Source organism: Mesocryomonas fontinalis, from assembly GCF_055730125.2.
Genome location: NZ_JBUZWG020000002.1, coordinates 413,906 through 439,800 on the forward strand (window position 1 = coordinate 413,906; position 25,895 = coordinate 439,800).

Annotated in this window: 25 protein-coding genes and 2 tRNA genes; 15 read left to right on the forward strand and 12 right to left on the reverse strand. The window is 66.6% G+C overall.

All coding sequences use genetic code 11. From position 1 onward, the window contains the following. Positions 1-10: 10 nt before the first annotated feature. The 4 genes from ACZL02_RS07040 to ACZL02_RS07055 are packed head-to-tail and all read right to left on the reverse strand — an operon-like array spanning position 11 to position 2,831. Positions 11-1,201: an NADH-quinone oxidoreductase subunit D gene (locus tag ACZL02_RS07040; RefSeq protein WP_472937882.1), complete on the reverse strand. Its 1,191-nt coding sequence runs from the start codon at positions 1,199-1,201 to the stop codon at positions 11-13. A 50-nt stretch (positions 1,202-1,251) separates the two neighbouring features. Further along, entirely contained in the window at positions 1,252-1,845 is a 594-nt protein-coding gene (locus tag ACZL02_RS07045) for an NADH-quinone oxidoreductase subunit C (protein WP_472937883.1), read from the reverse strand. A 48-nt stretch (positions 1,846-1,893) separates the two neighbouring features. Next, positions 1,894-2,475: a NuoB/complex I 20 kDa subunit family protein gene (locus ACZL02_RS07050; protein WP_472933540.1), complete on the reverse strand. Its 582-nt coding sequence runs from the start codon at positions 2,473-2,475 to the stop codon at positions 1,894-1,896. Then, positions 2,466-2,831, reverse strand: a complete 366-nt coding sequence (locus ACZL02_RS07055) for an NADH-quinone oxidoreductase subunit A (RefSeq protein WP_472937884.1) — start codon at positions 2,829-2,831, stop codon at positions 2,466-2,468. Before ACZL02_RS07055 ends, ACZL02_RS07050 begins: the two co-directional genes overlap by 10 nt. A gap of 494 nt (positions 2,832-3,325) precedes the next feature. Between ACZL02_RS07055 and ACZL02_RS07060 the strand changes: the two genes are divergently transcribed. Beyond that, entirely contained in the window at positions 3,326-3,661 is a 336-nt protein-coding gene (locus ACZL02_RS07060; protein ID WP_472937885.1) for a hypothetical protein, read from the forward strand. An 88-nt stretch (positions 3,662-3,749) separates the two neighbouring features. Here ACZL02_RS07060 and ACZL02_RS07065 read toward each other — a convergent pair whose 3' ends face one another. From ACZL02_RS07065 to ACZL02_RS07075, 3 genes are all read right to left on the reverse strand, one after another. Beyond that, complete coding sequence (locus ACZL02_RS07065) at positions 3,750-5,303, reverse strand: sensor domain-containing diguanylate cyclase (protein ID WP_472937886.1); 1,554 nt, start codon at positions 5,301-5,303, stop codon at positions 3,750-3,752. A 560-nt stretch (positions 5,304-5,863) separates the two neighbouring features. Next, positions 5,864-6,337, reverse strand: coding sequence for a MarR family winged helix-turn-helix transcriptional regulator (locus tag ACZL02_RS07070; protein WP_472937887.1), 474 nt, complete (start codon positions 6,335-6,337; stop codon positions 5,864-5,866). Positions 6,338-7,014: 677 nt separating this feature from the next. Continuing rightward, positions 7,015-7,091 (reverse strand) — tRNA-Asp (locus ACZL02_RS07075). A gap of 194 nt (positions 7,092-7,285) precedes the next feature. Here ACZL02_RS07075 and ACZL02_RS07080 point away from each other — a divergent pair. Next, positions 7,286-7,361: transfer RNA gene (locus ACZL02_RS07080), tRNA-Val, on the forward strand. Positions 7,362-7,597: 236 nt separating this feature from the next. Here ACZL02_RS07080 and ACZL02_RS07085 read toward each other — a convergent pair. After that, the gene (locus ACZL02_RS07085) at positions 7,598-8,878 is read right to left on the reverse strand and encodes a D-tagatose-bisphosphate aldolase, class II, non-catalytic subunit (protein WP_472937888.1); all 1,281 of its coding nucleotides are present in this window, start codon (positions 8,876-8,878) and stop codon (positions 7,598-7,600) included. 190 nt (positions 8,879-9,068) lie between these two features. Here ACZL02_RS07085 and ACZL02_RS07090 point away from each other — a divergent pair, with 190 nt between their 5' ends. From ACZL02_RS07090 to ACZL02_RS07120, 7 genes are all read left to right on the forward strand, one after another. After that, the gene (locus ACZL02_RS07090; RefSeq protein ID WP_472937889.1) at positions 9,069-9,869 is read left to right on the forward strand and encodes a DeoR/GlpR family DNA-binding transcription regulator; all 801 of its coding nucleotides are present in this window, start codon (positions 9,069-9,071) and stop codon (positions 9,867-9,869) included. Continuing rightward, complete coding sequence (locus ACZL02_RS07095) at positions 9,869-10,846, forward strand: N-acetylglucosamine kinase (RefSeq protein ID WP_472937890.1); 978 nt, start codon at positions 9,869-9,871, stop codon at positions 10,844-10,846. The genes ACZL02_RS07090 and ACZL02_RS07095 overlap by 1 nt, the downstream gene beginning before the upstream one ends. Next, positions 10,843-12,105: an extracellular solute-binding protein gene (locus ACZL02_RS07100; protein WP_472937891.1), complete on the forward strand. Its 1,263-nt coding sequence runs from the start codon at positions 10,843-10,845 to the stop codon at positions 12,103-12,105. The genes ACZL02_RS07095 and ACZL02_RS07100 overlap by 4 nt, the downstream gene beginning before the upstream one ends. Before the next feature lie 2 nt (positions 12,106-12,107). After that, positions 12,108-13,028: a carbohydrate ABC transporter permease gene (locus tag ACZL02_RS07105; RefSeq protein ID WP_472937892.1), complete on the forward strand. Its 921-nt coding sequence runs from the start codon at positions 12,108-12,110 to the stop codon at positions 13,026-13,028. Positions 13,029-13,063: 35 nt separating this feature from the next. Next, positions 13,064-13,906: a carbohydrate ABC transporter permease gene (locus tag ACZL02_RS07110; RefSeq protein ID WP_472938151.1), complete on the forward strand. Its 843-nt coding sequence runs from the start codon at positions 13,064-13,066 to the stop codon at positions 13,904-13,906. A 22-nt stretch (positions 13,907-13,928) separates the two neighbouring features. Continuing rightward, entirely contained in the window at positions 13,929-14,882 is a 954-nt protein-coding gene (locus ACZL02_RS07115; protein WP_472937893.1) for an SIS domain-containing protein, read from the forward strand. A gap of 62 nt (positions 14,883-14,944) precedes the next feature. Continuing rightward, a complete protein-coding gene (locus ACZL02_RS07120) occupies positions 14,945-16,021 on the forward strand; it encodes an ABC transporter ATP-binding protein (protein WP_472937894.1) in 1,077 nt (358 codons plus the stop codon). Between the two features lie 71 nt (positions 16,022-16,092). On the opposite strand, the gene ACZL02_RS07125 is transcribed toward ACZL02_RS07120, so the two are convergent. From ACZL02_RS07125 to ACZL02_RS07140, 4 genes are all read right to left on the reverse strand, one after another. Beyond that, positions 16,093-17,214 (reverse strand): Gfo/Idh/MocA family protein, encoded by a 1,122-nt coding sequence (locus tag ACZL02_RS07125; protein ID WP_472937895.1) that lies wholly within the window; start codon positions 17,212-17,214, stop codon positions 16,093-16,095. Between the two features lie 83 nt (positions 17,215-17,297). Further along, entirely contained in the window at positions 17,298-18,308 is a 1,011-nt protein-coding gene (locus ACZL02_RS07130; protein WP_472937896.1) for a sugar-binding protein, read from the reverse strand. A 38-nt stretch (positions 18,309-18,346) separates the two neighbouring features. Then, positions 18,347-19,321: an ABC transporter permease gene (locus ACZL02_RS07135; RefSeq protein ID WP_472938152.1), complete on the reverse strand. Its 975-nt coding sequence runs from the start codon at positions 19,319-19,321 to the stop codon at positions 18,347-18,349. 40 nt (positions 19,322-19,361) lie between these two features. After that, complete coding sequence (locus ACZL02_RS07140; protein WP_472937897.1) at positions 19,362-20,105, reverse strand: ATP-binding cassette domain-containing protein; 744 nt, start codon at positions 20,103-20,105, stop codon at positions 19,362-19,364. A 212-nt stretch (positions 20,106-20,317) separates the two neighbouring features. Between ACZL02_RS07140 and ACZL02_RS07145 the strand changes: the two genes are divergently transcribed. The 6 genes from ACZL02_RS07145 to ACZL02_RS07170 all read left to right on the forward strand — a co-directional run bounded on the left by ACZL02_RS07145 (position 20,318) and on the right by ACZL02_RS07170 (position 25,861). Further along, the gene (locus tag ACZL02_RS07145) at positions 20,318-21,394 is read left to right on the forward strand and encodes a Gfo/Idh/MocA family protein (RefSeq protein ID WP_472937898.1); all 1,077 of its coding nucleotides are present in this window, start codon (positions 20,318-20,320) and stop codon (positions 21,392-21,394) included. After that, positions 21,394-22,230 carry a sugar phosphate isomerase/epimerase family protein gene (locus tag ACZL02_RS07150; RefSeq protein ID WP_472937899.1) on the forward strand — a complete coding sequence of 279 codons (837 nt, stop codon included), beginning with the start codon at positions 21,394-21,396 and terminating at the stop codon, positions 22,228-22,230. The genes ACZL02_RS07145 and ACZL02_RS07150 overlap by 1 nt, the downstream gene beginning before the upstream one ends. Then, a complete protein-coding gene (locus tag ACZL02_RS07155) occupies positions 22,227-23,033 on the forward strand; it encodes an alpha/beta fold hydrolase (RefSeq protein ID WP_472937900.1) in 807 nt (268 codons plus the stop codon). The genes ACZL02_RS07150 and ACZL02_RS07155 overlap by 4 nt, the downstream gene beginning before the upstream one ends. After that, positions 23,030-23,911, forward strand: a complete 882-nt coding sequence (locus ACZL02_RS07160; protein WP_472937901.1) for an ROK family protein — start codon at positions 23,030-23,032, stop codon at positions 23,909-23,911. Before ACZL02_RS07155 ends, ACZL02_RS07160 begins: the two co-directional genes overlap by 4 nt. Positions 23,912-23,955: 44 nt before the next feature. Further along, a complete protein-coding gene (locus ACZL02_RS07165) occupies positions 23,956-24,417 on the forward strand; it encodes a heme-degrading domain-containing protein (protein WP_472937902.1) in 462 nt (153 codons plus the stop codon). 169 nt (positions 24,418-24,586) lie between these two features. Further along, the gene (locus tag ACZL02_RS07170; protein ID WP_472937903.1) at positions 24,587-25,861 is read left to right on the forward strand and encodes an ROK family transcriptional regulator; all 1,275 of its coding nucleotides are present in this window, start codon (positions 24,587-24,589) and stop codon (positions 25,859-25,861) included. Positions 25,862-25,895: the final 34 nt, after the last annotated feature.

Genomic DNA, 25,895 nt, shown 5'->3' on the forward strand with positions numbered 1-25,895 from the left:
GACTGGCGAATTAACGGTCCACTTCTCCAAAAACGATGTCGAGCGAGCCGAGGATGGCGGAGACGTCGGCCAGCATGTGCTTGCGGCACATGAAGTCCATCGCCTGCAGATGCGCAAAGCCCGGCGCCTTGATCTTGCAGCGGTGCGGCTTGTTGGTGCCGTCCGCGACGAGGTAGACGCCGAACTCGCCTTTCGGCGCCTCGACGGCACAGTAGACCTCGCCAGCCGGAACGTGGAAGCCCTCGGTGTAGAGCTTGAAGTGATGGATCAACGCTTCCATCGAACGCTTCATCTGGCCTCGGCTCGGCGGCACGACCTTGCCCTCGGTGGAGGACACCGGCCCAATCCGCTCCTTGCCCGAAAGGCGCTCGACGCATTGCTTCATGATCTTGACCGATTCGCGCATCTCGACCATGCGGATCAGGTAGCGGTCGTAGCAGTCGCCGTTCTTGCCGATCGGAATGTCGAAATCCATGTCGGCGTAGCACTCGTAGGGCTGAGACTTGCGAAGATCCCACGCCGCGCCGGAGCCGCGCACCATCACGCCGGAGAAGCCGAGCGCCCAGCAATCCTCGATGCCGATGACGCCGATGTCGACGTTCCGCTGCTTGAAGATGCGGTTGCCGGTGAGCAGCTCGTCGATGTCGTCGAGCGTCGACAGGAACGGGTCGCACCAGGCGCCGATATCGTCGACCAGTTCTGGCGGCAGGTCGAGATGGACGCCGCCGGGCCGGAAGTAGGCGGCGTGCATGCGCGAGCCGGAGGCGCGCTCGTAGAACACCATCAGCTTCTCGCGCTGCTCGAAACCCCAGAGCGGCGGGGTCAGCGCGCCGACGTCCATCGCCTGCGTGGTGACGTTGAGGAGATGCGAGAGGATGCGGCCGATCTCGGAGTAGAGGACGCGGATCAGCTGCGCGCGGATCGGAACTGTCACCTCGGTCAGCTTCTCGACCGCGAGGCAGAAGGCGTGTTCCTGGTTCATCGGCGCGACATAGTCGAGGCGGTCGAAATACGGGATCGCCTGCAGGTAGGTCTTCGCCTCGATCAGCTTTTCCGTGCCGCGGTGAAGCAGGCCGATATGCGGATCGACGCGCTCGACGATCTCGCCATCGAGCTCCAGCACGAGCCGGAGAACGCCATGCGCAGCCGGATGCTGCGGGCCGAAGTTGATGTTGAAGTTGCGGACGTCGATTTCAGCCATGGCTGTGTATCCTGTTCGGCAGTTGTCGCTGCCCTGCCCTGTCGGACGCTTTAGTTCGTCTTGGACTTCTCGTCGCCCGGCAGCACGTATTCGGTGCCTTCCCACGGCGAGAGGAAATCAAAATTCCGGAACTCCTGGCGCAGCGCCACCGGCTCGTAGACCACCTGCTTCAGCACCTCGTCATAGTGGACTTCGACAAAGCCGGTCAGCGGGAAGTCCTTGCGCAGCGGATGTCCCTCGAAACCGTAGTCGGTGAGGATCCGGCGCAGGTCAGGGTGCCCCGTGAACAGGATGCCGTAGAGATCGTAGGCCTCGCGCTCGAACCAGTCGGCGCCGGAAAAGACGCCGGTGACGGACGGAACCGGATCGTCCTCGCTGGTGCGGACCTTCACCCGGATGCGCTGGTTCAGATGCGGCGACAGGAGGTGATAGACGACGTCGAAGCGCCGCAGGCGCTCCGGATAGTCGACGCCGCAGATGTCGGTGAGGTTCAGGAACTGCGCCTTGCGGTCGTCGCGCAGGAAGGTCAGCACCTCGACGATATCGGCGGCATCGACGATGAGCGTCAATTCGCCGAAGCGGATGCTCGACTCGCCGAGCTTGGCGCCGAGGGCAGTGCTGATGTGTTCGGCGAGTTCGTTCATCGGACGCGCGGGCCTCTTCTTTCAGGACGCCATGACGGGAAAGAGCGCCTAGCGCTCGATCGTCCCCGTGCGGCGGATCTTCTTCTGCAGCAGCAGCACGCCATACAGCAGCGCCTCCGCCGTGGGCGGGCAGCCCGGCACGTAGATATCGACCGGCACGACGCGGTCGCAGCCGCGCACCACCGAGTAGGAATAGTGATAGTAGCCGCCGCCATTGGCGCACGAGCCCATCGAGATGACGTAGCGGGGCTCAGGCATCTGGTCGTAGACCTTGCGCAGCGCCGGCGCCATCTTGTTGGTCAGCGTGCCCGCGACGATCATCACGTCCGACTGGCGGGGTGATGCGCGCGGCGCGAAACCGAAGCGCTCGGCATCGTAGCGTGGCATCGACATCTGCATCATCTCGACGGCGCAGCAGGCGAGGCCGAACGTCATCCACATCAGCGAGCCGGTGCGCGCCCACTGGATCAGATCGTCCGTCGACGTCACGAGAAAGCCCTTGTCTGCCAGCTCGTCGTTGATGTCCGTCAGGAAACGGTCCTGCGCAGGCGGAACCTGGAGGGCCGACGACCGGCTGCCCGCTTCCACCGCAGCAGCCCGCATGAAGGTCTCTCTATCGGTCAATCCCATTCGAGGGCGCCTTTCTTCCACTCATAGATGAAGCCGACGGTCAGGACGCCGAGGAAAACCATCATCGACCAGAAACCGAACCACCCCACGGCACCAAAGGACGCTGCCCATGGAAACAGGAAGGCCACTTCGAGGTCGAAGATGATGAACAGGATCGAGACGAGGTAGAACCGCACATCGAACTTCATGCGCGAATCGTCGAATGCGTCGAAACCGCACTCGTACGCCGACAGCTTCTCGTCGTCCGGCGCCTTGAAGGCGACCAGGAACGGCGACACCAGCAGCGCGAGGCCGATGAACAGCGCAACGCCGACGAAGATGATGATCGGAAGATAGGAAGCGAGAAGCTCAGGCATCGCGGCTGACCCTTGGTGCAAAAGGAGTTTGAGGGTTTCCGATTAAGCCACTCAAACTGCACATGTATCTCATATACGAACCCGGCGGTGGGCGAACAGTGCCGTCATCAGGGTCAATGCGTCGCAGGCCGCTGAAACCGACCTCTTCGCAATGCGGCGAGACCTAAACCCTTCCACGACCGGAAGCAAGGCGTGGAGGCACTGCCGCAGCGGGTTGTCGGCCACGGTGCCGGCTGCCCGGCGAGGGGCAGCCTTCGTCCCGTTCGTAACTATTCCATCCTGAACAGTCATAGCAAAACGCCCAATTGGATTAGCTGGCTATTTAGACATAAATAACGACAGCCTGCTACACAAGTAAGCGTCGCGAAAGCTAGTGGACCGAGATTGGCGAGCATAGGGGGCTACGGGGATCGACGGAAACATCGGTCCTTTCCACTCTCCTCGCCACTTGCCGCTGCCGGAGATCCGAGCGGCCCCCGCTATAGAGGTAAAGCATGTTCCGACTGGCCACCACGTCCCTCATCGGACGCCGAGTCCTCACCATCGAGACCGATTTCGACCTTGCGGCCGATATGGCACGGGACATCGAGAACAGTGGCGGCACTCTCGTCGGGGTGGTTCCGGGCATTCCGGCGGCTCTGGCATTTCTGGCGACCGGCCTCGGCGTCGACTGCGCGATGATGGCAGCGCCTCTCCCAGATACGGCCGACGTCACCTCCCTCGATATCCTGCGCGCAGAGGGCGTGGAGATCGTCTTCGTCACCGGCTTCGACGAGTGGTTCGAGGAAGAGTGGCAGGAGGAAGTGACCTACTACGCCGTTTCAGCTTGACGCTGGTCTTCGCCCTAGTCTGCCCGCGTTCGCCCGATGCGGGCCGCCGCGATGATCCGGCAGGCTTCGGTTCTGCCGAAGAGCGCGTTCAGCCGCTGGCGGTGACGAGGCGCAGCGGCGGTACTGTCCGCTGCCGTTCGAACTCGATCTGATCGAAAGACACGACCCGGTCCCGGCCGGACAGCTTGGCCTCATAGAGAGCCCTGTCGGCATCGGCGAGAAGTTCGGCGGGCGCCGTCCTGAAATCGGCAGCCGGGCGCTCGGTGGCGCAGCCGATGCTGACGGTGAGGTGGTTCGCCGCCGCCGACTTGGCGTGCTGGACATGCAAAGCCGAGATGGAAGACCGGATCTCCTCGGCCACCGCGAACGCCGCCTCCGCGGAGGTGTCGGGAAGGATGACCACGATCTCCTCCCCGCCGTAGCGGGCAACGCGCTCCTCCGAAAACGGCACACTGCTGCTGATCGACAGGGCGACCAGCTGCAGGCAGGTATCGCCGGCAGGATGGCCGTAGGTGTCGTTGAACGACTTGAAGCAATCGACGTCGATCATCAGCAGCGACAACGGCAAGCCGGCCTCGGAACTCTGCCGCCACGCCATCGCCACCGCCTGTTCGAAGCCCCGGCGGTTGAGGAGACCCGTCAGCGAATCGGTGAGCGAGAGCTGCAGCAGGTTCTTCTCGGACGCATGGCGTCTCTCCGCTTGCTGCGCCAACCGCAGGCCGCCGAGCACGAGAGCGATCGCCAGGAGAATGAATACCGCGACGCGGACGTAGATTCCCTGATGCCAGGGTGCGAGTGCGGTCTTGCGCGACAGGCTGTAGACGATGGTCACGCCGACCCCCTCGACGGCATGAAATGCCGACAGCCGCTCGACGCCGTCGAGCGGCGACGGCATCCGGAACACCCCGGAACGATCGCCCGCCTGGACCGCCAGGACGACCGCCGTGTTCGCTACGGATTTGCCGATAAGTTGGGTATCGTAGGGATTGCGGGCCATCACCGCGCCGTCGGGCCCCAGCATGACGACGCGGACGTCGATCCCGGTATCGAAGCTCTGGTAGAAGTCGGAGAAGTAGCGCGACTCGATGGTCGCGACGAGCACGCCGTTGAAACTGCCGTCTTCCTTAGCGATGCGCCGGCTGATCGTGATCACCCAGGTCCCGTCGGCCTCCCGGATCGCCGGGCCGACGAACAGCCCGGCCTGCGTCTGGCGGCGGTGGAACTGGAAGAAGGCGCTGCGGGACTCGTTGACGACCTCGTTCGCATTCTTTTCGGAGCCCGCGAGCCGCCAACCCGATTCTTCGTAGTAGGCCAGCCCATGGAGACGCGGCACCCGCGAGAGCAGTTCGCGCATATCCGTCTGTACCGACAGCAGTTTTGACCGCGTCGGCGGCTCGGTCCCAAGGATGCGGGACAAGGAGACGAGCGCGAGGTCCGCCATCTGGAACGTATCGCCGGCGTGCTGCGCGAGCGACCGCGCCATCGTCTCGGACTGATCTTCCGCATGCTGGAGCGTTTCTTCAGCCCCCTGCCGCTCCATCAGGAAAACGCCGGCGGAAAATAGAATGAGCAGTCCGCCGGTGCAGACCCTGATCCAGCGCGAAAGCTTCAGCGACGTCAGGCTGGAAAGAGTATGCGCCATGGTCGAAACAATCCATTCACCCGCCGGGGAGGCTAGTGAACTCATCTTAACATCCCGTGCGTCGGATGAGGAAGACTGTCGTAGAGCGCTAGAGAAAGGCCGAAAATCTCTCGCTTCACGAGGAGTTCACTTATTTGGCTACGTACCTGCTTGGATAATATAGCCAGCTATTGAGCGATGCTGTCCGTTGTCCGACTACTGCCAGCTGCCAACGTCCGGCGATTCGTTACCTCGGATCAAGCGCCGCTCAGAGGGGCCGGACTTTACGCCCCGCCCTGCCCCGCCGGTCGCGGTATGAAACGGCCCAGGGAAACAAGGCAATCTCCCGCAGCCGACAAACGGGATTCGTCTTTACCGCCCCCCCCGCATCTCGATCGTCCCGCGCCCCGCCGAGCTTGTTGCATCCGATCGATACCCGTCGCGAACGGATGGCGGATTTTCACCCAACGCCGCGAAATGCGCCGATGGAAGCGCTCTGAGCAGCATCGTCTTGCCGGCGTCACTGACCGGATAAGCAGAGAGACCGCGCGCCCAACCGTCAAAGGCAGCAGTCGATCTGGCTATCTGACGGAATGGATGAGGCTGGAGAGGCGCTTTTGCAGATTGGTGAGATCCGTCAGCAGCGGCCCTGGAGTTCCCTCCGGCGCGATCAGGTCTTGCTCGAGCTGCGAGTGCACCTGCCGGATCTTGTGCTGGAGCGCGGCGCCGGCAGGCGTCAGCCGAATCGGCTCCTCCGGCTTCAAGCCGGCGCCGTAGCTGACAAGCCCCTTTTCCGCGAGGTTTCGCAGGACCGTCGCCGCCGTCGTGACGCGGATGCACAGCCGGTCGGCGACCGTGCTGATCTCCACCGGCTCGACTGGGCTCAGCACCATCAGCACCTCATCCTGGCCGATTTTCAGCCCGATCGCCGACAGCCGCAGTGCCAGCAAGGCGTTGGTGGTTTTCGACAAGGCGATCAGCGCGGGGACGACGTTGACGTCACGGTTATCGTTGGCGGAATGGTCGACAGCATTGATCGGCAGGAAAATGCTCATCAATCATCCTACCTCTGAGCTGCAAATACCGGAGGGGTTGGCGCACTTGGTAGCAAAGGTTCACAATACGTCGACGCCACCGACCCGTGAGACTGTATTCGGCAACCGCTGTGAAAGTCGAACGACCCATCGAAACCTTCCCGGATCGTCGGACACTTCGAAGCGAACGCTGGCGGACCGCCGGCTGCAGAGGCTGTTTCAGACATTGCCATCTCCGCTCCTGGATGGCGTGGCACCCCAACCGAACTGTCTGCAGGAAAAGCTGAAAGAGCTGGGCCTTGATAACGACGGTGACCCAACCTCGGTGATCATGCCGTGACGAAACTCGAATACCAAGCTCATGTTTTATAGCCAGCTACTATATTAGGTGGCTATCAATTCGGTCTGGAGGGGCGGCGTCGAGCTCTGTTGAAGGGGAAGAGTGCAACGCGACAAACGCCGCAGAAAACGTCGCCGACCGCACATGACGACCCGTTGAGCAAACCTCTGCCCACCCGGCAGATCCACCGAGAGCGCGTTCGACGACAGAAGTATCCGTCCCCAAGGACGTTACTATTATAAAATATGTGAGATGACCTAAAGAGGCCGTGCCTCGTACTGACCAGTAGAGTTGAACTACTGTTTCAGTATCTGGAGTTTCAGTTTCAATTCCATGCTTTGCAGCAAGGAGTTAAAACTGGCGCGAGTGACGGGGCTCGAACCCGCGACCTCCGGCGTGACAGGCCGGCACTCTAACCGACTGAGCTACACCCGCGCTCCACCGCTCGTCGCGGCTGATGACGGTGATTTACGAGAGCCCCCCTTCCCTGTCAAGCGCGTTCGGGCGGAAACAGGCGATCATCGCAATTCTTCTAAATAATCTTCAGATGGCGCCCTGTGCGTGTGGAAAACCTTCCCGCCGGCTTGCGCGCGCGGATGGAATTGCCTATGCGGGCAGCACCTCGCAGAGGGCGATTAGCTCAGTTGGTAGAGCGCCTCGTTTACACCGAGGATGTCGGCAGTTCGAGCCTGTCATCGCCCACCATATCCCCATTGGGGATTGCGGGTTTCCCCTTCTCCCCCCTCCTTCGATCACCTCGATTCTAGTCGGTCGTCTCCGGCCCTCAAGCTTTTCGCCACGCCACATCGGCACTAGCCGGCAGGCGGGGCGCAACCGAGCAGCCGAGGCGACCAGCGCTGTCCGCCGCCTGACGGCAGATACCCGCGCGGCAACCTCGGACCTTTGCGTCGTGCCCGGCATCGATGCCGGACGAACCTCGATCACGCTGCGCGGACCGCTGCCGCGTAGATGTCGAGGACGCGGTCGATCGAGGCGAAGACCAGCGCCTCTGCGGTGACAGGCTCCTGGGGCGCTTCGAAACGCCCGGCGATGCGGCCGAGATGCTGGCTGATCAAGGGCAGCGGAATGGCGACGCCCTCCAGCCGCCCGAGCAGCGCCGCCAGCGCCGCTTGCGCCTCGGGATGCGGCCAGTAATAGCGAATGCGGTCGCTGAAGCTGAAGTGGCGCTTCATCCGCTGGAGGTCGGCGCTGCCGCCGTAGTATTTCGCCCAGTATCCCGGCTCGGCCAGCATCAACCGCTCCATGGCCGGCGCCAGCCCTTCGCCGGGACCTGACAGGCCGAGATCACGGGCGATGGCGTCGAGGCCGTACAGCGCCTCGCGCATCGCGAAAGTCAGCCAGGGCCCGACCTTCAGGATCCGAAACCCGTCATCGACCAGCGCCGTCAGCTCGGCCTCGCTCTGGTAGTCGGTCGAATGCGCCTCGAACGTAAGGCCTGGAAGCTGCGTCAGCGCCGCGCTGAGGTCGGCGGTGTGCTCAGGACGATAATGCAGGACGTCGGCATCGCCGAACTCGACACCCGGCTGCACCACCAGCCCGACGACGCGGTGGAAGGCGTCCGAGAGGCCGGCAGCGGCAAACGCTTCGGCATGGATGCGGTGCGTCTCGAGGGCCGCCTCGGGCGCGGTCGGCAGAACATGGTCGAGAGCCTCCAGCGCGCCGCCGGGCGTCGGCACCTCGGTGCCGATGATGTAGAGCGGCGGCGTGACGCCCGATCGGTCGGCTGCCGCCTCCGCCGCGGCGGCTAGGCGCGCGGCGCGGTCGGCGGCAAGGCTGTCGCCCACGGCCTCCGGCTCGCCGGCGCAGCCCATGCTGGCATCCAGATGGATCTTGCCGAAACCGGCCTCGACATAGGCGGCGACCATCGCCTCGGCATGCCGCATCGCCTGCTCTGCAGGCTTGTCGCGCCAGGGATTCGGGCCGAGATGGTCACCGCCGAGGATCAGCCGCGCCAGCGGAAAGCCAACCGAGGCGGCGATGCGCTCGACAAAGGCGCGGAAATCCGCCGGCGTCATGCCGGTATAGCCGCCGAACTGGTTCACCTGGTTGCAGGTGGCCTCGATCAGAACAGGCCCTGCGCCCCCGATCGCATGGCGCAGCGTCGCCTCGATCACCCAGGCGTGCGCAGAGCAGACCGAGACGATACCACAACCCGCCTCACCCGCATCGCGTCCCGCCAACGCCCTCAGTTCCTGCAGCATTCCAATCCTCCCCTTCCAGAAGCGGCCTATCGCAGACGCTAACCTGCCGAATCAAATCGATCAAGCTTCGTCATTTTTCTGATTGACGTTGATCTTTTACGCGGCCATCAATGAGGCACAGACAGTTTTCAAGCGTGCCAGCGGCCATGACGGTGCCGCGACGGCTGAACCGCGAACGGAGGCCTGCCCGATGAAGGACGACCGCCTGACGGCCATCCGCCAGCATCTCTATTCGCACGGCTTCAGCTCGGTGCAGGACATCGCCGATGCCGTCGGCGCCTCGCTCGCCACGATCCGCCGCGACCTGCTGGCGCTGGAAACCGAGGGCATCGTCGCGCGCACCCATGGCGGTGCCCGCATTTCCAGCGGCAGCGGCGTCGAGGTGGCCTTCGCCCTGCGCGAGCAGGAAAACCTTGCCGCCAAGCGCGCCATCGCCGACGCCGCCTTCGAGATGATCAAGCCGCACAGCTCGGTCTTCCTCGATGCCGGCACCACCGTGCTGCAGCTGGCCCGGCGCCTGCGGCTCGACCCGATGCCGCTTGCGGTGTTCACCAACGGCCTCGTCGTCGCGCAGACGCTGATGGAGATCCCCGGCCTGTCGGTCACGGTGATCGGCGGACGGCTGCGCGCCGAGAATGCTTCCCTGGTCGGCGCTGCGGCCGAGGCGATGATCGACCGGCTGTGGTTCGACCAGCTCTTCCTCGGCGCGGGCGCCATCGCTGGTGACGGCCGGCTCTACAGCCTCGACGAGAGCGAGGCACGGCTGAACGAGCGGATGATGGCGCGCTCCGCCAAGACCGTTCTCCTCGTCGACGCGACGAAGTTCGGACAGCGCCTGACCTATCTCGTCACCGCGCTCGGCCCCGCGCTGCACCTCGTGGCCGACGAAGCACTTTCGCCGGACTGGCGGGACCGGCTTGGCGAACTGCAATGCGCCGTCACGGTCGCATCGGTTCCGCTCGCCGCCGTGGCTGATGGGGAGCCGAGCTGATGGGGCTGATCCTCGGCGTAGACGGCGGCGGCAGCAAGACCTTGCTGGCGCTGGCCACCCGCGACGCCGAGATCGTCTGGATCGAGACCGGCGCCGGGACAGACCCGGCCGCCGACCCCGACTGGGGGATCCGCCTGCGCGACATGATGGTCGCCGCCCGCGCCCCCGCGCTGGAGATCGACGCGGCTGTCTTTGGCCTGTCGTCCTTTGGCGAGATCGACACCCAGAGCGCTCATCAGAGAAGCGTCGTCGCAGCGCTCGCCGGCGATGGCGCGCTGGTCGAGAACGATGTGCGCATCGCCTTCGATGGCGCATTGGCGGGCGCCGGCGGCGTGCTGCTACTCGCCGGCACCGGCTCGATGGCCTGGGCCAGCGCCGGCGGCCCGGAAGCCCGTCAGGTCCGCGTCGGCGGCTGGGGCGAAGCGTTCGGCGACGAGGGCAGCGGATTCTGGATCGGCCGCGAGGCGCTGAGCCTTGCCACCCGCGCCTTCGACGGCCGCAGCGATGCCTTGCCTTTCGCCGCCGCCGTGGTCGACAGCCTCGACATCGGCCCCGAAGAGATCCTCTCCTGGGCCGCCGGCCTCGAAAGCCGCCGCGCCGGCTTTGCAGCGCTCGCCCGCATCGTCTCCGCGCTCTGCGAGACCGGCGACCCCGACGCCATCCGCCTGATCAACGCGGCCGCCGCCCACCTCGCCGCCCATGCCGGCGCCGCCTGGCGGATGGTCGGCGAGGCGTCGCCGATCGTCTGGAGCTATGCCGGCGGCGTCTTCGCCAGCCCGACCTTTCTCTCCGCCATCTCCGAAAGTCTTGGCACCGCCCCGGTCGCGCCGCGCTTGCCCCCCATCGGCGGCGCCTTGCTCCGGGCCGCGCAGCGCGCCAGCTGGCCGGTCGACGGGGCGTGGATCGACCGGCTCGCCACAGCGCTCGACGACCACCCGATTCTCCTCCGCAACCGCAGCCAAAGGGAAATGCCATGAACCGACGTTCGCTTCTCGCCGCCATGACCGCCATGCCGCTCGTCTTCTCGCTTCCCGCTTTCGCCGAGGATGCCAAGCCATTGGCAGGGAAGGCAATCGCTGCCCTCCTCCCACCTTGGGAAACGCTGCCGAAGGAGATGACCGACCGCTTCACCGCCGAGACCGGTGTCGCCCTCGAGACCCAGACGCTCGGCTGGGACGACATCCGCACCAAGATCGTCACCTCGATGGTCGCCGGCACCGCCCCGGCCAACGTCACCGAGGTCGACTGGTCCTGGGTCGGCCAGTTCGGCTCGGCCGGCTGGTATTCGCTGCTCGCCGACAAGGTCGATCCGGCCCTCCTCGCGGACCTTCCGACCGCCAAGATCTTCGAGTTCGAGGGCAAGCTGCTGGCCGTCCCCTATAATAACGACTTCCGCATCCTGATCCTCAACCGCGACCACCTGACCCGCGCCAAGATCACCGACGCGCCGAAGACGCCGGACGAACTGCTCGCCGCCGCCAAGGCGATCAAGGCCGCCGGCATCGCCGACTATCCGATCGGCTTGCCCCTCTCGGCGACCGAGGGCAGCGCCACCGCCTGGTACCTCCTGACCAAGGCGTTTGGCGGCGAGCTGTTCGACGCTTCCTTCGCGCCGCAGTTCACCACGCCGGACTCGGCCGGCTACAAGGCGATGGAATTCGAGATCGAGGCGCTGAAGGCCGGGCTGATCGACCCCGCCGCCACCGGCCTCAAGGATGTCGAGATTCAGGAGCTCTTCAAGAGCGGCCGCATCTCGTTCGACGTCGCCGGCTGGGCCGGCAATGTCGCTGTCTACTCCGACAAGGCGAAGTCGCAGGTCTCGGAGCATGCCGAGGCCGCGCTGATGCCCTCGGTCACCGGCAAATCGCGCACCTTTGGCTTGCCCGGCGCCGTCGGCATTCCGGTCTCTGCCGCCGATCCGGAGGCGGGCCTTGCCTTTATCGCCTGGCTGCTGAAGCCGGAGAACCAGACCCAGAGCTATCTGCAGCTCGGCAATCTGCCGACCCGGACCAGCGTGCTGGAGAAGCTGAACGCCGATGGCAAGCTCGCCAGCGGCGACGTTCTCCTGCAGCAGGCCGCCACCGTCGAGCCGCTGTTCGCGCAAGGCACGCCCGGCTGGTACCCGGAGTTTTCCAGCGCGGTCGCCACCTTCCTGAACCAGGCGGCCAAGGGCCAGATCACCGTGGCCGAGGCCGTTACCCAGATCGCCGACGCGGCGAAGACGGCGCAGGAATAGCCATGTCCGGCGAGGCCATCACATCCCCTCCGTCGGTCCGGCGGCCTCGCCGCCTGAACGGCGAGGCCTGGCTCGGCCTCGCCTTCGTCGTGCCGATCATCGCGATCATGGGCGGGCTGGTCTTCCTGCCGGTGATCTCGACGGTGGTTGACAGCCTCTACCGCATCGACCCGATGAAGGCGGGAACGCCCTTCATCGGCCTCGGCAACTATACCGCGCTCGCGGGCGACGCCAACGTCCGCCAGGCTTGGTTCAACACTATCGTCTACGTCGTCATCGCCGTCGCGTTGCAGGCCGTCGGCGGCCTTGGTGCCGCGCTGCTGCTCAACCGTGTGAAGACCGGTCGGCGCTGGCTGCTCGCCGCGCTCGTGCTGCCCTGGTGCCTGCCGCCGGTGGTCAATGCTCTCGTCTGGCTGTGGATCTACAATCCGAGCTACGGCCTCCTGAACTCCGTGCTGCAGTCGCTCGGGATCATCGAGACCAACAAGGTCTGGTTCAACGACCGCACCACCGCGCTCTTCCTCATCGCCCTCGTCCACGTCTGGCGCATGCTGCCGCTGACGGCGATCATCCTGCTGGCTGCCCTCCAGAGTATCCCGAAGGAGCTCTACGAGGCGGCAAAACTCGACGGCGCCGGCCCCGTCAAGGCGTTCCGCATGGTGACGCTGCCGCTGATCTCGGGCGGCATCGCCATCGCGCTCAGCCAGTCGACGGTGTTCGCGTTCAATCTGTTCGACGAGGCCTGGATCCTCGCCGGCTCGAGCCTCGACACCCGCACGGTGATCATCCAGGTCTACATGTCGGCCTTCCAGAACCTCAAATTCTCGCTCGGCATGGCGTTGTCGGTGCTGGCGATGATCGCCTCGCTGGTGGTGTCGCTGATCTATGTGCTGCGGGTCTACCGCGAGACGCGGTACGAATGATGACCCAGCGCAGCCTCTCCCGCCTCGCCGGCAAGATCGGCATCGCCGCCGCCGTCCTCGTCCTGCTGTTCTGGTCGCTCGGCCCGATCTACTGGGCCTTGGTGACCAGCCTCTCGACGCCGTCCGACCTCGTCTCGCGGACCCCGCATTTCTGGCCGCCGAACGTCACCTTCGAGCACTATGCCAAGCTGTTCGGGGCGACGAGCACCTCGCAGGGCAACGAGACGCAGTCGATCTGGCCGCAGGTCTCGGCCGCCTTTCTCAACAGCCTCGTCACCTCGCTCGCCTCGACGGTGGTGACGATCGTCCTCGCCGCCTTCGCCGGCTACGCCTTCGTGCGCCTGCGGTTTCCCGGCCGCGACGTGCTCTTCGTCCTCGTCGTCGCGACGCTGGCGATCCCCGCCTATACCGTGATGATCCCGCTCTACCGGCTGATGATCGCGCTCGGGCTGATCGACACCTATCTCGGCGTCACGCTGATCTACGTCTCGGCCTTCCTGCCGCTGGCGCTGTGGCTGATGCGCAGCGTCTACCAGTCGCTGCCGCTGTCGCTGGAAGAAGCCGCCTGGCTGGATGGCGCGGGGCGCACCTACACGCTGATCCGCATCGTGCTGCCGCTGGCGGCGCCCGGGCTGATCGCCGCGTCGATCCTCACCTTCCTCAGCGCCTGGGGCCAGTTCATGGTGCCGCTGGTGTTCTCGCCGACGCTGGCGACCAAGCCGCTGACCGTGCTGATCCCCGAATTCGTCACCCGCAACTACGTCGACTACGGGCTGATGAACGCTGCCGGCATCCTGGCGATTATCCCGCCGGTGCTCGTCGTGCTCTTCCTCAACCGATACCTCGTCAGCGGCCTGATGGCCGGTGCCGGCAAATAGCCTTCCCTCAAGGACAGATCCCATGAACGTCACCGAACGCGTCATCCGCGAGCAGTTCCCTTTCTGGAGCGGCGCCCTCGACATCGCGCTGCCAACCCCCGGCAACGGCCTCAACGTCATCGTCGGCTGCGGCACGTCCTACTATCTCGCGATGAGCATCGCCGCGACCTTCAACCGGAACGGCCACATGGCAATCGCTGTGCCGGGCGCCGAATGGGCGCGCCGCCGGGAAAGCTACGCAGCCGGCTCGGCAGACGTCACCGTCGTCGCCCTGTCGCGCAGCGGCGAGTCCAGCGAGACGGTGCAGGCGGTCGAGGTCAGCCGCAAGGCCGGCCTCAGGACCATCGCCATCACCTGCGAGAAGGATTCGTCGATCGCCCGTGCGGCCGAGACCGTGGTCTTCATCCCGACCCATCCGGACGAGGGTATCGTGATGACATCCTCGGCCTCGATCATGCTGCTCGCCGGCCTGCGCATGGCCGGGGTGACGATCGACGCCGGCATCGCCGCCACCGCCGAAGCGCTGATGCAGGAGGCCGACCAGGATCTCGCGCGCGTCATCGCGGGGCGCTCACACTTCGTCTATCTCGGCTCGGGCCTGCTCTATGGCCTCGCCACCGAAGGAGCGCTGAAGCTGCAGGAGATGAGCCTCAGCTACTCGCAGTCGTTCCACCCGATGGAATACCGCCACGGCCCGATCAGCCTCGTCGACGACAAGACCTTCGTCGTCATGACCTACAATGCCGACACCGCCGAGGAGGAGGCCGGCGTCATCCGTGACGTCCAGGCCAAGGGCGCCTTCGTCCTCGGCCTCGGCGGCCCGGGCGACCTGTCGCTCGGCGTGCCCGCGGGCAACGAGGACCGGGCACTGGCAGCCCTCGCAGTGATGCAGATCCTCGGCGAGCGGGTCGCGGAAATGCGCGGCATCGATACCGAGGCGCCGCGCCACCTCTCGAAGGTCGTCGTCCTCGCCTGAACCGGCCTCTCGCCCGCCGCGGCAATGCGGCGGCGGGCGTCATCAACCAGCGGAAGTGACCCATGGCGACGGTAGACATTCGAGACGTGCGCAAGGCCTACGGCACCCAAAAGGTGATCCACGGCATCGACCTGTCGATCGCCGACGGCGAGTTTGTCTCGCTGATCGGCGCATCCGGCTGCGGCAAGTCAACGCTGCTGCGGATGATTGCCGGGCTCGAGGAGATCGACAGTGGCACCGTCTCGCTCGGCAGCCGCGTCATCAACGACGTCGCGCCGAAGGACCGCGACATCGCCATGGTGTTCCAGAACTACGCGCTCTACCCACACCTCACCGTCGCCGACAACATGGGCTTCTCGCTGCGCTTGCGGAACGTCTCCAAGGCCGAGACCCGCAAAGCGGTGGAGGATGCAGCCGAGCTCCTCGGCCTCGGCCCCTATCTCGACCGCCTGCCCCGCGCCCTTTCCGGCGGCCAGCGCCAGCGCGTCGCCATGGGCCGGGCGATCGTCCGCCAGCCGCAGGTTTTCCTGTTCGACGAGCCGCTGTCGAACCTCGACGCCAAACTCCGCGTGCAGATGCGGGTCGAGATCAAGTCGCTGCAGAAGCGGCTCGGCACCACCTCGATCTACGTCACCCATGACCAGATGGAGGCTATGACGATGTCGGACCGCATTGTCATCATGAACGGCGGCCGGATCGAGCAGACCGGCGCGCCGCTCGACGTCTATGATCGCCCCGCCAACCTCTTCGTCGCGACCTTCATCGGCTCGCCGGCGATGAACCTTCTACTTGGCGTTCTCGGGCGCGACGGGGACAAGACCTTCGTCCAGATCGGCGAGACGCGACTGGCGCTGGAGGGCGGCTTCGACGCCGCCACCGGCACCGCCGTCATGCTGGGCATCCGGCCGGAACACGCCGACCTCGTCTCGGCAGCGACCGCCGCGACCGGCTTGCCCTTCACCGTCGATCTCGTCGAGCCGACCGGCGCCGAATCCCATCTCTACGGCCGCCTTGCCGGCCAGGCGGCGGTCATCGCCGTGCATGGCCGCGCCCGTCACGCGCCCGGCGACACCGCCTTCGTCACGCCGCTGCCGGGAGAAGCGCACGTCTTCAATGCCGACACGGGGCTTCGCCTCTGAAGCAATGTCCTGATGAAGCTGGCTGACCCCAGCCTTCATAGGCGAGAAGCCCCCAGGGACCGGTTCGATCGCTAGAGAGACGTCCACTCGCCCCGGGAGCGGAGCGCCGCCTCGACCATCCGCAAGCCGCGAACGCCCTCGGCAATCCCCGGCGACGACAAAGCTTCGGGCGTGGGTGCCCGCGCTTCCTGCGCCGCGAAAATCCTCTCGGCCATGTCCTCGTAGAGCTGGCTGAGCGCCTCGAGAAACCCTTCCGGATGCCCCGCCGGCAGTCTCCCTGGAAACTGCGTACCCCGCCCTGCCCGCTCGACGACCTCGGTCCTCCCGTCGAGATCGGACAGGAGCAGGTGGTTCGGGTCCGCGGCCCGCCACTGCAGCGCGCCGCGGTCGCCGTAGACCTCGAGCTTCAACCCGCCGCTCTGGCCGATCGCCACCTGGCTTGCCCAGAGCGCACCGGTCGCGCCGCCCTCGAAACGCAGCAGCAGATCGGCCTGGTCGTCGACCCGCCGTCCCGGCACGACGCTACGCATCTCGGCCAGCAGCGATATGCAGCGAAGGCCCGAGACATATTCCGCGAGATGGAAGGCGTGGGTGCCGATGTCCGCAAGGCAGCCGGCGCCGCTCCGCGCCGGATCGGTGCGCCACTCCGCCTGCTTGTTGCCGGCGTTCTCGACCGGCCCGGCCAGCCATGCCTGCGGGAATTCGACCCGAACGATCCGGATCGCGCCGAGACGGCCATCGGCCACCATCGCGCGCGCGTCGCGGACGAGACCGTAGCCGGCATTTGTATAGGTGACGCTGAACTGCAGCCCAGTCGCCTCCACCAGCCCCTGAAGATCCAGCGCATCGGCGAGCGTCGTCGTGACCGGCTTGTCGCAGATCACGTGTAGCCCCGCCTCCAGGCAGGCGCGGGCGGCGGCGTGGTGCAAATGATTGGGCGTGACGATCGTCACCACCTCGGCGCCATCCGGCCGCGCCGCCTCCGCGGCCGCCAGCGCGTGGACATCGGCATAGCTGCGGGCCGGATCGACATGCAGCCCCGCAGCGCTCGCCGCACCGCGGGCGGGATCGGAGGAGAAGGCGCCGGCGACGAGTTCGAAGCGGTCGGTCAGCCGGGCGGCAGCCCGGTGCGCGGCGCCGAAGAAGGCGCCCTCTCCGCCGCCGATCATCGCGAGCCTCAGGCGTCGGGTCATGGTCTTCCTTTCGGGCTCCCGCGCCGCCAACGCGGCGACGCGGGAGTTTTTAGGATGATGAAGGCTGATCGGCTTCGGCCGGCCTAGCTACCGGACTTGCCGCAGGTGGTCTGGGCGTTCTCGGGCGTGCAGACCTCGGTGCCGGTGATGATCATCGGCGGCAAGGTCTCGCCCTTGGTCAGCTTGTCCAGCGCCATGATGGTCTGGAAACCCATGTCATAAGGGCGCTGGCCGACATTGTAGTGGCTGAGGCCCTTCGCCAGCAGCGGCAGCTGCGGGCCGAAATTGTCGCCAAACACCACCACCAGCTCCTTCGAATCGAGCCGCGCCTTCAGCGGCTCCATCGCCTGGGTGTAGGCCTGCGGGGCGTATTGCGCCCAGCCGCCGACGGCCACGAAGGCGTCGAGCTCGGGATTGTTGGTCATGACGTCGCGCACCTGCTGGGCGGCGAGCGTGATGTCGTCATTGTTGTAGACCGGGCAGCCGGCCGGCTCGGTCCAGCCGTTCTCGCCCTTCAGCATGCCGACCGGCTTGTCCTTGCCGAACCCAGCCAACGTGTCGCGGATGCCCTGGATGCGGGCTTTCAGGTTTTCCGAGGCCGGAGCGCCGGACTGGATGCAGACGGTGCCGCCCTTCTTCTTCGACTCCAGCACCTTCTCGCCCAGCACCTTGCCGAACTCGTAGTTGTCGGTGCCGATATAGGTCGAGCGCAGGCCGGCATCTTCCGGCAGCACGTCGGTGTCGAAAGTCACGACCGGAATGTTGGCGGCCTTGGCGAGCTTCAGGATGCGGGCCATCGCCTTGGGATTGCCGGCGGAGATGCCGAGGCCCGCGACACCGCGGGTGATGATGTCCTGCGCCAGCTGCACCTGCTTCGCCTCGTCGTATTCGGTCGGGCCGACATAGGTGCAGGTGACGTCGCCGAGCTGCTTGGCGGCCGCCTTGCAGCCTGCGTCGATCGGCGGGCTGAAGGCGTTGTTCAGCACCTTGAACACCAGCGCGAACTCGCGGTCGGCAGCCTTGGCCGGCATGCCGAGGCTGGCGGTGACGCAGGCGACCGACAGCACCGTCGCCAGGCTTTTCAGTTTAGACATCGTTTCTCTCCCAGGTTTCGTTTGTTTCTCCGTCCCCGTCAGCGCGAGGATCGGATGCGTTCGAGCAGGACGGCGGCCAGGATGAAGCTGCCGACGAAAGTGCCCTGCCAGAAAGGGTTGACGCCCGCGATCAGGAGGGCGTTGCGGATGACCTCGACGAGGATCGCGCCGATGCCGGCGCCGATCGCCGTGCCGAAGCCGCCGACGAGGCTGGCGCCGCCGATCACCGTCGCGGCGATGACCTGCAGCTCGTAGCCGGTGCCGATCGCATTGGTGACGGCTCCCAGCCAGCCGACGAGGAAGATACCGGTGGCGGCGGCCATCAGGCCGGAAAAGGCGTAGGCGGAGATCTTGATCAGCTCGACCGGGATGCCGGCAAGCCGCGCGGCGTTCTCGTTGCCGCCGACGGCGAAGATGTAGCGGCCCCAACGCGTCATGGTCAGCAGGGAGTGCAGCACGATGACGCCGACGATCAGCGCATAGACGACGTTCGGGAGCCCGAAGGTCGCGCCGCCGCCGAGCGCAAGCAGCGCGTCGGTCGCCGTGCCGAAATCGTAGAAGACCTGGTTGTCGCTGACGACGAGCGCGAGGCTCCGGCCGATCGACAGCGTCGCCAGCGTCACCACGAAGGGCGGCAGGCGGAGATAGGCGATGACCGCGCCGTTGACCATGCCGCAGGCGATGCCGAGCAGCAGCACCGCCGGGATCGCCGCGCCGAGCGGCCAGCCGGCATTACAGAGGATGCCGAGCGTCACGCCGCAGAGCCCGAGGATCGAGCCGACGGAGATGTCGATGCCGCCCGAAATGATCACCGGCGTCATGCCGAGCGCCATCAGGCCTATGAAGCAGGCGTTCTGGAAGACGTTGAGAAGGTTGCCGGAGGTGGCGAAGCGCGGCGCGATCAGCGAGACGACGAGCCCGAGCGCCAGGATCGCCAGCGCGATCCACGCCTCCTGCGTGCCGACGAGCCGGCTGGCGAGCGACTTCTTCGGGGCGCCGAGGTCGACCTGCATGTGGTTGGGAGAGGACATTGCATGCTCCGAATGGGGGCGGTCAGGCCGTGGCGATGGCACCGGTGATGAGGCCGGTGACCTCCTCGGGGCTCGATTGCGCGATCGCCTTGTCGGCGACCTTCTGCCCGCGTCGCATCACCACGACACGGTCGCAGACGTCGAACACGTCCGGCATGCGGTGGCTGATCAGGATCACCGACAGGCCCTGGTCCTTCATCCGCCGGATCAGCGCCAGCACCTCCGCCACCTGCCGCACCGAGATCGCCGCGGTCGGCTCGTCCATCAGCACGATCTTCGACTGCGCCAGCCGGGTGCGGGCGATGGCGACGGCCTGGCGCTGGCCGCCGGACATGCGGTTGACAAGGTCGGCCGGCCGCGTCTCCGACTTCAGCTCGGCGAAGAGCTCGGCCGAGCGGGCGTTCATGCGGGGCCGGTCAAGCACCTTGAAAGGCCCCACCTGCTTCATCAGCTCGCGGCCGAGGAAGACGTTGGCGGCGGCGGTGAGGTTGTCGCAGAGCGCAAGGTCTTGATAGACAACCTCTATCCCGTGCCGACGGGCATCGGCGGGGCCCGAGAGCGCCAGCGTCTTGCCCTCCATGGTGAAGGTGCCGGAGGTCGGCTGGAAATTGCCGGCGATGGTCTTGACCAGCGTCGACTTGCCGGCGCCGTTGTCGCCCATCAGGCCCAGCACCTCACCTTGGTGGATATCCAGCGAGACGTCGTTCAGCGCGCGGATGGCGCCGAAATCCATGACGATGTTCTTCAGACTGGCCAGCACCGCCAAGTTATCCCCTCCCGCTTTATTTGTATTTTCTTTCAACAAACCAGACAAACGAGCGTGCGTCAATTTTCGCACTGCTTCTGAAAATGCGTGCAGCGCAGCATGGCCGAATGGTTGACGGCGAACGCCCTCCATATTAGTTGCTTTTCAGAACAAATACGCTCGCATCCTCCGGTGTTGCGGTGCGTTACACGGTCGAACGAGGAATTCGGACGATGAAAAAAGACGACAGGCGGTTGCGGATCGGCGTTCTCGGCTGCGGACCGATCGCCCAGGCCGCGCACTTCGAGTCCTGCACCAAGGCCCGCAATGCCGAGCTCTATGCGATCTGCGACGTGGCCGACGATCTGCGCGAGCGCATGGCCGCGACCTTCGCGCCGACGCGTGCCTTTTCCGACTACCGCGCCATGCTGGATGATCCCGACGTCGACGCGGTGATCATCGCGACCGCCGACACCTTCCACGTCGAGGCCTCCCGCATGGCGCTGGAGGCGGGCAAGCACGTCTTGTGCGAGAAGCCGGTTGGCGTCGCGATCGAGGAAGTCGAGGGCCTCAAGGCGACGGTGGAATCTTCCGGCAAGGTGCTGCAGGTTGGTCATATGAAGCGCTTCGATCCCGGCATCGAGAGCGCCAAGGCCTTCGTCGATACCGAGATGGGCGAGAAGCTCGGCTACAAGGGCTGGTACTGCGACAACACCCACCGCTATGCGATGACAGATGCGGTGCAGCCGCTGATCGTCACTTCGGCCAATGCCAAAAAGCCGGCGGTCAATCCGAAAGCCGACCTCAAGCGCTACTACATGCTGGCGCATGGCTGCCACATGCTCGACACCGCCCGCCATCTCGGCGGCCCGATCGAGGCGGTCGAGGCGCACCTCACCCAGCGTTTCGGCGCGCATTGCTGGTTCGTCACGGCGCACTTCGCCGACGGCACGATCGGCCAGCTCGATCTCACCGTCGCCGTCCGCATGGACTGGCACGAGGGGTTCCAGATCTACGGCGAGAACGGCAGTGTGCTCGGCAAGATCTATAATCCCTGGTTCTACAAGAGCAGCGACGTCGACATTTTTCGCGAGGCGGACGGCGGCTGGCACCGGACGCTTGGCGCCGACGGGCATTTCTACCGCCGTCAGGTGGAAGCCTTCGCCCGCGTCATCCTCGACGGCGCGCCGATGGTCGGCGCCGACATCGACGAGGGCCTCGCCTCGGTGCGGGCCATGGTCGCCGTCGCCCGCTCGGTCGAGGCCGGCGGCAAGCTCGTTCGCCTCGCCGACGTCACGGGAGCCGTCTGATGCGGCTCGGGATCTTCGCGAAAACCTTCGCTGCCGTCGGCGCCGAGCCCTCGCTGCAGGCGGTCGCGGCCGCCGGTTTTTCCGGCGCGCAGTTCAACCTCGCCTGCCTCGGCCTGCCGTCGATGCCGGATGCGATCGACGCCGAGACCGCCGCCTCGATCGGCGCGGCGTCGCGCACCACCGGCATCGCCATCGAGGCGGTGTCCGGCACCTATAATATGATCCACCCGGACCCCGCCGTGCGCCGGCAAGGTCTCGCACGGCTGGAGGTGCTCTGCGCCGCCGCCCAAGCGATGGGCACACGGCTGGTGACGCTCTGCACCGGCACCCGCGACGCCGAGGACCAGTGGCGCTTCCACCCCGACAACGCGACGCCTGAGGCCTGGCGCGATCTCAGCACCGAAATGGCGAAAGCGCTGGATATCGCCGAGACACACGGCGTCGATCTTGGCATCGAGCCGGAGCTTGCCAATGTCGTCGCCTCCGCCGCCGATGCCCGTCGGCTGATCGCGGCGATGGGAAGCCGCCGGCTGCGCGTGGTACTGGATCCCGCCAACCTCTTCGAGATCGCCGAGCCGACTGAGCGCCGCCGCCTCGTCGAAGAGGCCGTCGACCTCATCGGCGACGACATCGCCATGGCCCATGCAAAGGACCGCGACCCCCAAGGTGGCTTCACCGCCGCCGGCCGCGGCGTCATCGACTTCGCGCACTTCGTGGCCCGGCTGCGCAGCGCCGGTTTTGACGGGCCGCTGGTCACGCACGGCCTGTCCGAAGCCGAGGCGGCGGGCGTTGCGGTCTATCTCCGGGGCGTGCTGGCCGAGAGCGGCAGCCGATGAGCTTTGCGAGCTTCCCGCGTGAAGGCCTCGACCTGCGCTACCGCGATGTCGGCAGCGGCACGCCGGTGCTCTTCCAGCACGGGCTCGGCGGCGACGAGGCGCAAGTCGCCGGCATCTTTCCCGCCGCCCCCGCCGTCCGCCGGCTCACGCTGGAATGCCGCGGCCAGGGCGGTTCACCCTTCGGTCCGGCGGAGGGCTTCTCGATCGCCACCTTCGCCGACGACCTCGCCGCCCTCGCCGACGATCTGAAGCTCGGGCCGGCGGTGATCGGCGGCATCTCGATGGGCGCAGCGATCGCGCTCCGCCTCGCCGTGCGACAGCCGGAACGGCTGCGGGGCCTGATCCTCGCCCGCCCCGCCTGGGTCGCCGAGCCCGGTCCGCCGAACATGGCGCCCTACGCCCTCGCCGGCGAACTGCTGCAACGCTACACGCCGCCAGAAGCGCGCCGGCGTTTCGAGGCCAGCGACACCGCAGCCGAACTCGCCCGTCTTGCGCCGGACAATCTCGCGAGCCTCATCGGTTTCTTCGACCGGCCGGAGCCGAAGACTTTCGGTGCCTTGCTGTCGGCCATCGCCGCCGACGGGCCGGGCGTGACGGAAACGGAGATCGCCGCGATCGACCTGCCGGTGCTGGTGATCGGGCACGGCCACGACCTCGCCCACCCCGAAGCCATGGCCGAGATGCTGGCGGCGCTGATCCCCGGCGCCGAACTCGTCCGCATCACGCCGAAATCCGTCGACCGAGACCGATACGCCCGCGACTTCCGGAGCGCGCTCGCAGCCTTCCTGGAGCGGGTGGCGTGAGCGTCCTCGCGGTGGTCGAGATCGGCGGCACCACGGTGAAGATCGGCTTTGCCGAAAGAGGCCGGCCGAGCGAGATCACCCGAACCTTTCCGACGATGCGAATCCGCACTGAGGATCCAGCCGCCGCCCTCGCCGCCTTGATCTCCGAGGCGAGCGCCGCTGCCGGTTTCGCCCCGACCCGGGTGGTGGCAACCGTTCCCGGCTTCCTCGACCACGACTTCGATACCGTGCTGCGCGCCAAGAATGTTCCCGAGCTCGACGGCCACAGGATCGCGACGGAGCTGTTCGCAGCCCTCGGACTTCCGGTGCGGCTGGAGCGCGATGTCGTGCTGCAGCTGCTCGGCGAGGCGAAGGCCGGCGCCGTCGTCGGCGAGACGGAGGTTCTCGCCGTCTATATCGGCACCGGCATCGGCGCCGCCTATCTCGGGCGGGATGGCATCTTTCGCGGCGGCGGCTGGGCGCTGGAGATCGGCCACATCCCGCTGCGCCCCGCCAAGCTGGGCTCCCCTCCGGACAGCCTCGAGCACCACGCTTCCGGCGCGGCCCTTGCAGCGCTTGCCGAACGCTCCGGCATCGCCGTGGCAACGGCCTTCCTCGGCGGCGGCGATCCGGCCTTCCGCGCGGCGCTGGACCAGCTCGTGCGCGACCAGGCGCTGGGCATCGTCACCGCCCTCGCGCTGTTCTCGCCGCGCCGGCTGCTGATCGGCGGCGGTGTCGCCGAGATGGACGGATTTCCACGGGCCGCGCTGGCGGAGCATATCCGCGCCTGCCTGCCGGCCGAGAGCGGTGTCCAGCCGCCCGGGATCGTCTATACCCGTCTCGGCTGGCAGGCGGCGATCTGGGGCGCCCTCGCCCTCGATGCGGATGGCACAACCTAAACGCCGGCGGTCTGACCGGCCGGAAGAGCAGCGGGGAGACGTGGATGACGATCTTGACCCTCGAGGATGTCGAACGGCAGGAAGCGGGCCTCGGTTTTCCCGCCTTCGACGCCGACCTCGCCTGGAAGGTCGGCTGCTGGATCCGGGCGCAGGCGGCCGAGCGGCAGCTGAAGATCGCGGTCGAGATCAGCGTCGCCGGGCACGTGCTGTTTGCCGCCGCCTTGCCCGGCGCGACGCCCGACAATGCCTTCTGGATCCGCCGCAAGCGCAACACGGTGATGCGTTTCCGCCGCTCCTCGCTCGCCATGCGTCTGCTGTGCGAGTTCAAGGGCAAGTCGCTGGCCGAGCGCTACGCCTTGGCCGACAGCGACTATGCCGCCAGCGGCGGCGGCGTGCCGATCATCCTCACCGGCACCGGCTGCATCGGCGCCGCCGTGGTCAGCGGCTTGCCGGATGTCGAGGACCATGCGCTGGTGGTGCAGGCGCTACAGGCGTTTCAGCCTTAGGATCTGGCTTCCGAACAAAGGCTCCGGCCGTCGACCTTTAACCGGCTGAGGATGCCGGGGCGCGTCACCATGACGTTCCGCCGGCACGGGGCTTGTGACGTCTCGGTCCCGGCCTTATGCAAGGAGCCCCACCTGTCCGCCGCGCTGCCCCGTGGCCAAGGAAACGCCGTTGTCCGATCCCGCCGCGATCGCCAGTTCCCCGCGCCGCGTGCGGCAGAGCAACGAGGTCGCCGCCCTCCAGGCCCTGCACCAGTTCGGCCATCTCAGCCGGGCGGAGCTCGCGCGCAAGCTGAGGCTGAACCGCTCGTCCGCCGGCCACATCATCGCCGGGCTGACGGCGAGCGGACTGGTGCGCGAGGTGGCGCAGGCGGCTGCGGAGCGGCCGAGCTATGCCCGGGCCGGCCGGCCAGGCATTTTGTTGCAGCTGGTGCCGGAGGCAATGTTCTTCCTCGGCATCGAGATCGGCGTCGAGCACATCAGCGTGGTCGAGCTAGATCTGGCGGCGAAGATCGTCTCCTCCAGCGTCGAGCCGCTGGACGGCCCCTCGCTCGGCATCGAGGCGGCGGTGGCCAAAGCCGTTCAGCAGGCGTCCAGAATGATACCGGCGGATCGCTGGGAGCGCTGCGAAGGCGTCGGCCTCTCGGTGCCCGGGCAGATGGACAAGAACGGCCGCGTCCGCATCGCGCCGCTGCTCGGCTGGCGCAACCTCGATCCCGCGGAATTCCTCGAGAAGGCCCTGCCCGTCCCGGTCGCCGTCATGGCGGAGAACGACGCCAACGCCTTCGCCATCGGCGCGACCTATGGCCGCCCGGCGCCGGTGTCCGGTGTCACGCTGTTCCTGGTGCTCGAGAGCGGTGTCGGCGGCGGCATCATCGTCGACGGCGTGCTGCTGCGCGGCGCACATGGGCTGGCCGGCGAGATCGGCCATCTGAAGGTGCTGGACGGCGAGCCCGGCCGCACGCTGGAACAGGCGATCGGCCTCGAAAGCCTGATCGCCGCCTACCGCGAGTCGCGCACAGCGGCCCCGCCCGGCTTCGAAAAACTGGTCGCCGATGTCCGCGACCGGGTGCCCCGCGCCATCGCCATCGCCGAGGAATGGGCGAAGGCGCTCGCTTTCGGCCTCGTTCAGGCCTGCCGCATCATCGACCCCGACCGGATCGTGCTGGGCGGCTCGGTCGCGGCGCTCTACCCGCTCGTCGCCAAACGCGTCGCCGCCTACATGCAACAGGCGCAGGAGGGTAGCTTCCCGAGCCCCGAGATCAGCGTCAACCAGGAGGCGGCCTTCGGTGGCGCTTTCGGTGCGGCCTCCATGATGCACAAGCGCTTTTTGTCGGTGGAGGCCGCCCGCTACGTCGAGGACGCGACGCCAGCCGACGATACGCCAAAGCCGCCGCCGGGTGCGATTTGCGAAATCGGCGACAGCGCGCGACCGGCGCCGATCTGAGCGTTGCCACGGGAATATGTTGCACGCCGAAACA

What these genes read in the sequence shown, in the direction of transcription:
- ACZL02_RS07100 (WP_472937891.1), top strand. Translation starts at nt 10,843, where the DNA reads ATGAACCGACGTTCGCTTCTCGCCGCCATGACCGCCATGCCGCTCGTC.
- ACZL02_RS07150 (WP_472937899.1), top strand. Translation starts at nt 21,394, where the DNA reads ATGCGGCTCGGGATCTTCGCGAAAACCTTCGCTGCCGTCGGCGCCGAG.
- ACZL02_RS07105 (WP_472937892.1), top strand. Translation starts at nt 12,108, where the DNA reads ATGTCCGGCGAGGCCATCACATCCCCTCCGTCGGTCCGGCGGCCTCGC.
- ACZL02_RS07060 (WP_472937885.1), top strand. Translation starts at nt 3,326, where the DNA reads ATGTTCCGACTGGCCACCACGTCCCTCATCGGACGCCGAGTCCTCACC.
- ACZL02_RS07085 (WP_472937888.1), bottom strand. Translation starts at nt 8,878, where the DNA reads ATGCTGCAGGAACTGAGGGCGTTGGCGGGACGCGATGCGGGTGAGGCG.
- ACZL02_RS07135 (WP_472938152.1), bottom strand. Translation starts at nt 19,321, where the DNA reads ATGCAGGTCGACCTCGGCGCCCCGAAGAAGTCGCTCGCCAGCCGGCTC.
- ACZL02_RS07125 (WP_472937895.1), bottom strand. Translation starts at nt 17,214, where the DNA reads ATGACCCGACGCCTGAGGCTCGCGATGATCGGCGGCGGAGAGGGCGCC.
- ACZL02_RS07045 (WP_472937883.1), bottom strand. Translation starts at nt 1,845, where the DNA reads ATGAACGAACTCGCCGAACACATCAGCACTGCCCTCGGCGCCAAGCTC.
- ACZL02_RS07050 (WP_472933540.1), bottom strand. Translation starts at nt 2,475, where the DNA reads ATGGGATTGACCGATAGAGAGACCTTCATGCGGGCTGCTGCGGTGGAA.
- ACZL02_RS07165 (WP_472937902.1), top strand. Translation starts at nt 23,956, where the DNA reads ATGACGATCTTGACCCTCGAGGATGTCGAACGGCAGGAAGCGGGCCTC.
- ACZL02_RS07070 (WP_472937887.1), bottom strand. Translation starts at nt 6,337, where the DNA reads ATGAGCATTTTCCTGCCGATCAATGCTGTCGACCATTCCGCCAACGAT.
- ACZL02_RS07065 (WP_472937886.1), bottom strand. Translation starts at nt 5,303, where the DNA reads ATGGCGCATACTCTTTCCAGCCTGACGTCGCTGAAGCTTTCGCGCTGG.
- ACZL02_RS07155 (WP_472937900.1), top strand. Translation starts at nt 22,227, where the DNA reads ATGAGCTTTGCGAGCTTCCCGCGTGAAGGCCTCGACCTGCGCTACCGC.
- ACZL02_RS07145 (WP_472937898.1), top strand. Translation starts at nt 20,318, where the DNA reads ATGAAAAAAGACGACAGGCGGTTGCGGATCGGCGTTCTCGGCTGCGGA.
- ACZL02_RS07040 (WP_472937882.1), bottom strand. Translation starts at nt 1,201, where the DNA reads ATGGCTGAAATCGACGTCCGCAACTTCAACATCAACTTCGGCCCGCAG.
- ACZL02_RS07115 (WP_472937893.1), top strand. Translation starts at nt 13,929, where the DNA reads ATGAACGTCACCGAACGCGTCATCCGCGAGCAGTTCCCTTTCTGGAGC.
- ACZL02_RS07130 (WP_472937896.1), bottom strand. Translation starts at nt 18,308, where the DNA reads ATGTCTAAACTGAAAAGCCTGGCGACGGTGCTGTCGGTCGCCTGCGTC.
- ACZL02_RS07055 (WP_472937884.1), bottom strand. Translation starts at nt 2,831, where the DNA reads ATGCCTGAGCTTCTCGCTTCCTATCTTCCGATCATCATCTTCGTCGGC.
- ACZL02_RS07095 (WP_472937890.1), top strand. Translation starts at nt 9,869, where the DNA reads ATGGGGCTGATCCTCGGCGTAGACGGCGGCGGCAGCAAGACCTTGCTG.
- ACZL02_RS07090 (WP_472937889.1), top strand. Translation starts at nt 9,069, where the DNA reads ATGAAGGACGACCGCCTGACGGCCATCCGCCAGCATCTCTATTCGCAC.
- ACZL02_RS07120 (WP_472937894.1), top strand. Translation starts at nt 14,945, where the DNA reads ATGGCGACGGTAGACATTCGAGACGTGCGCAAGGCCTACGGCACCCAA.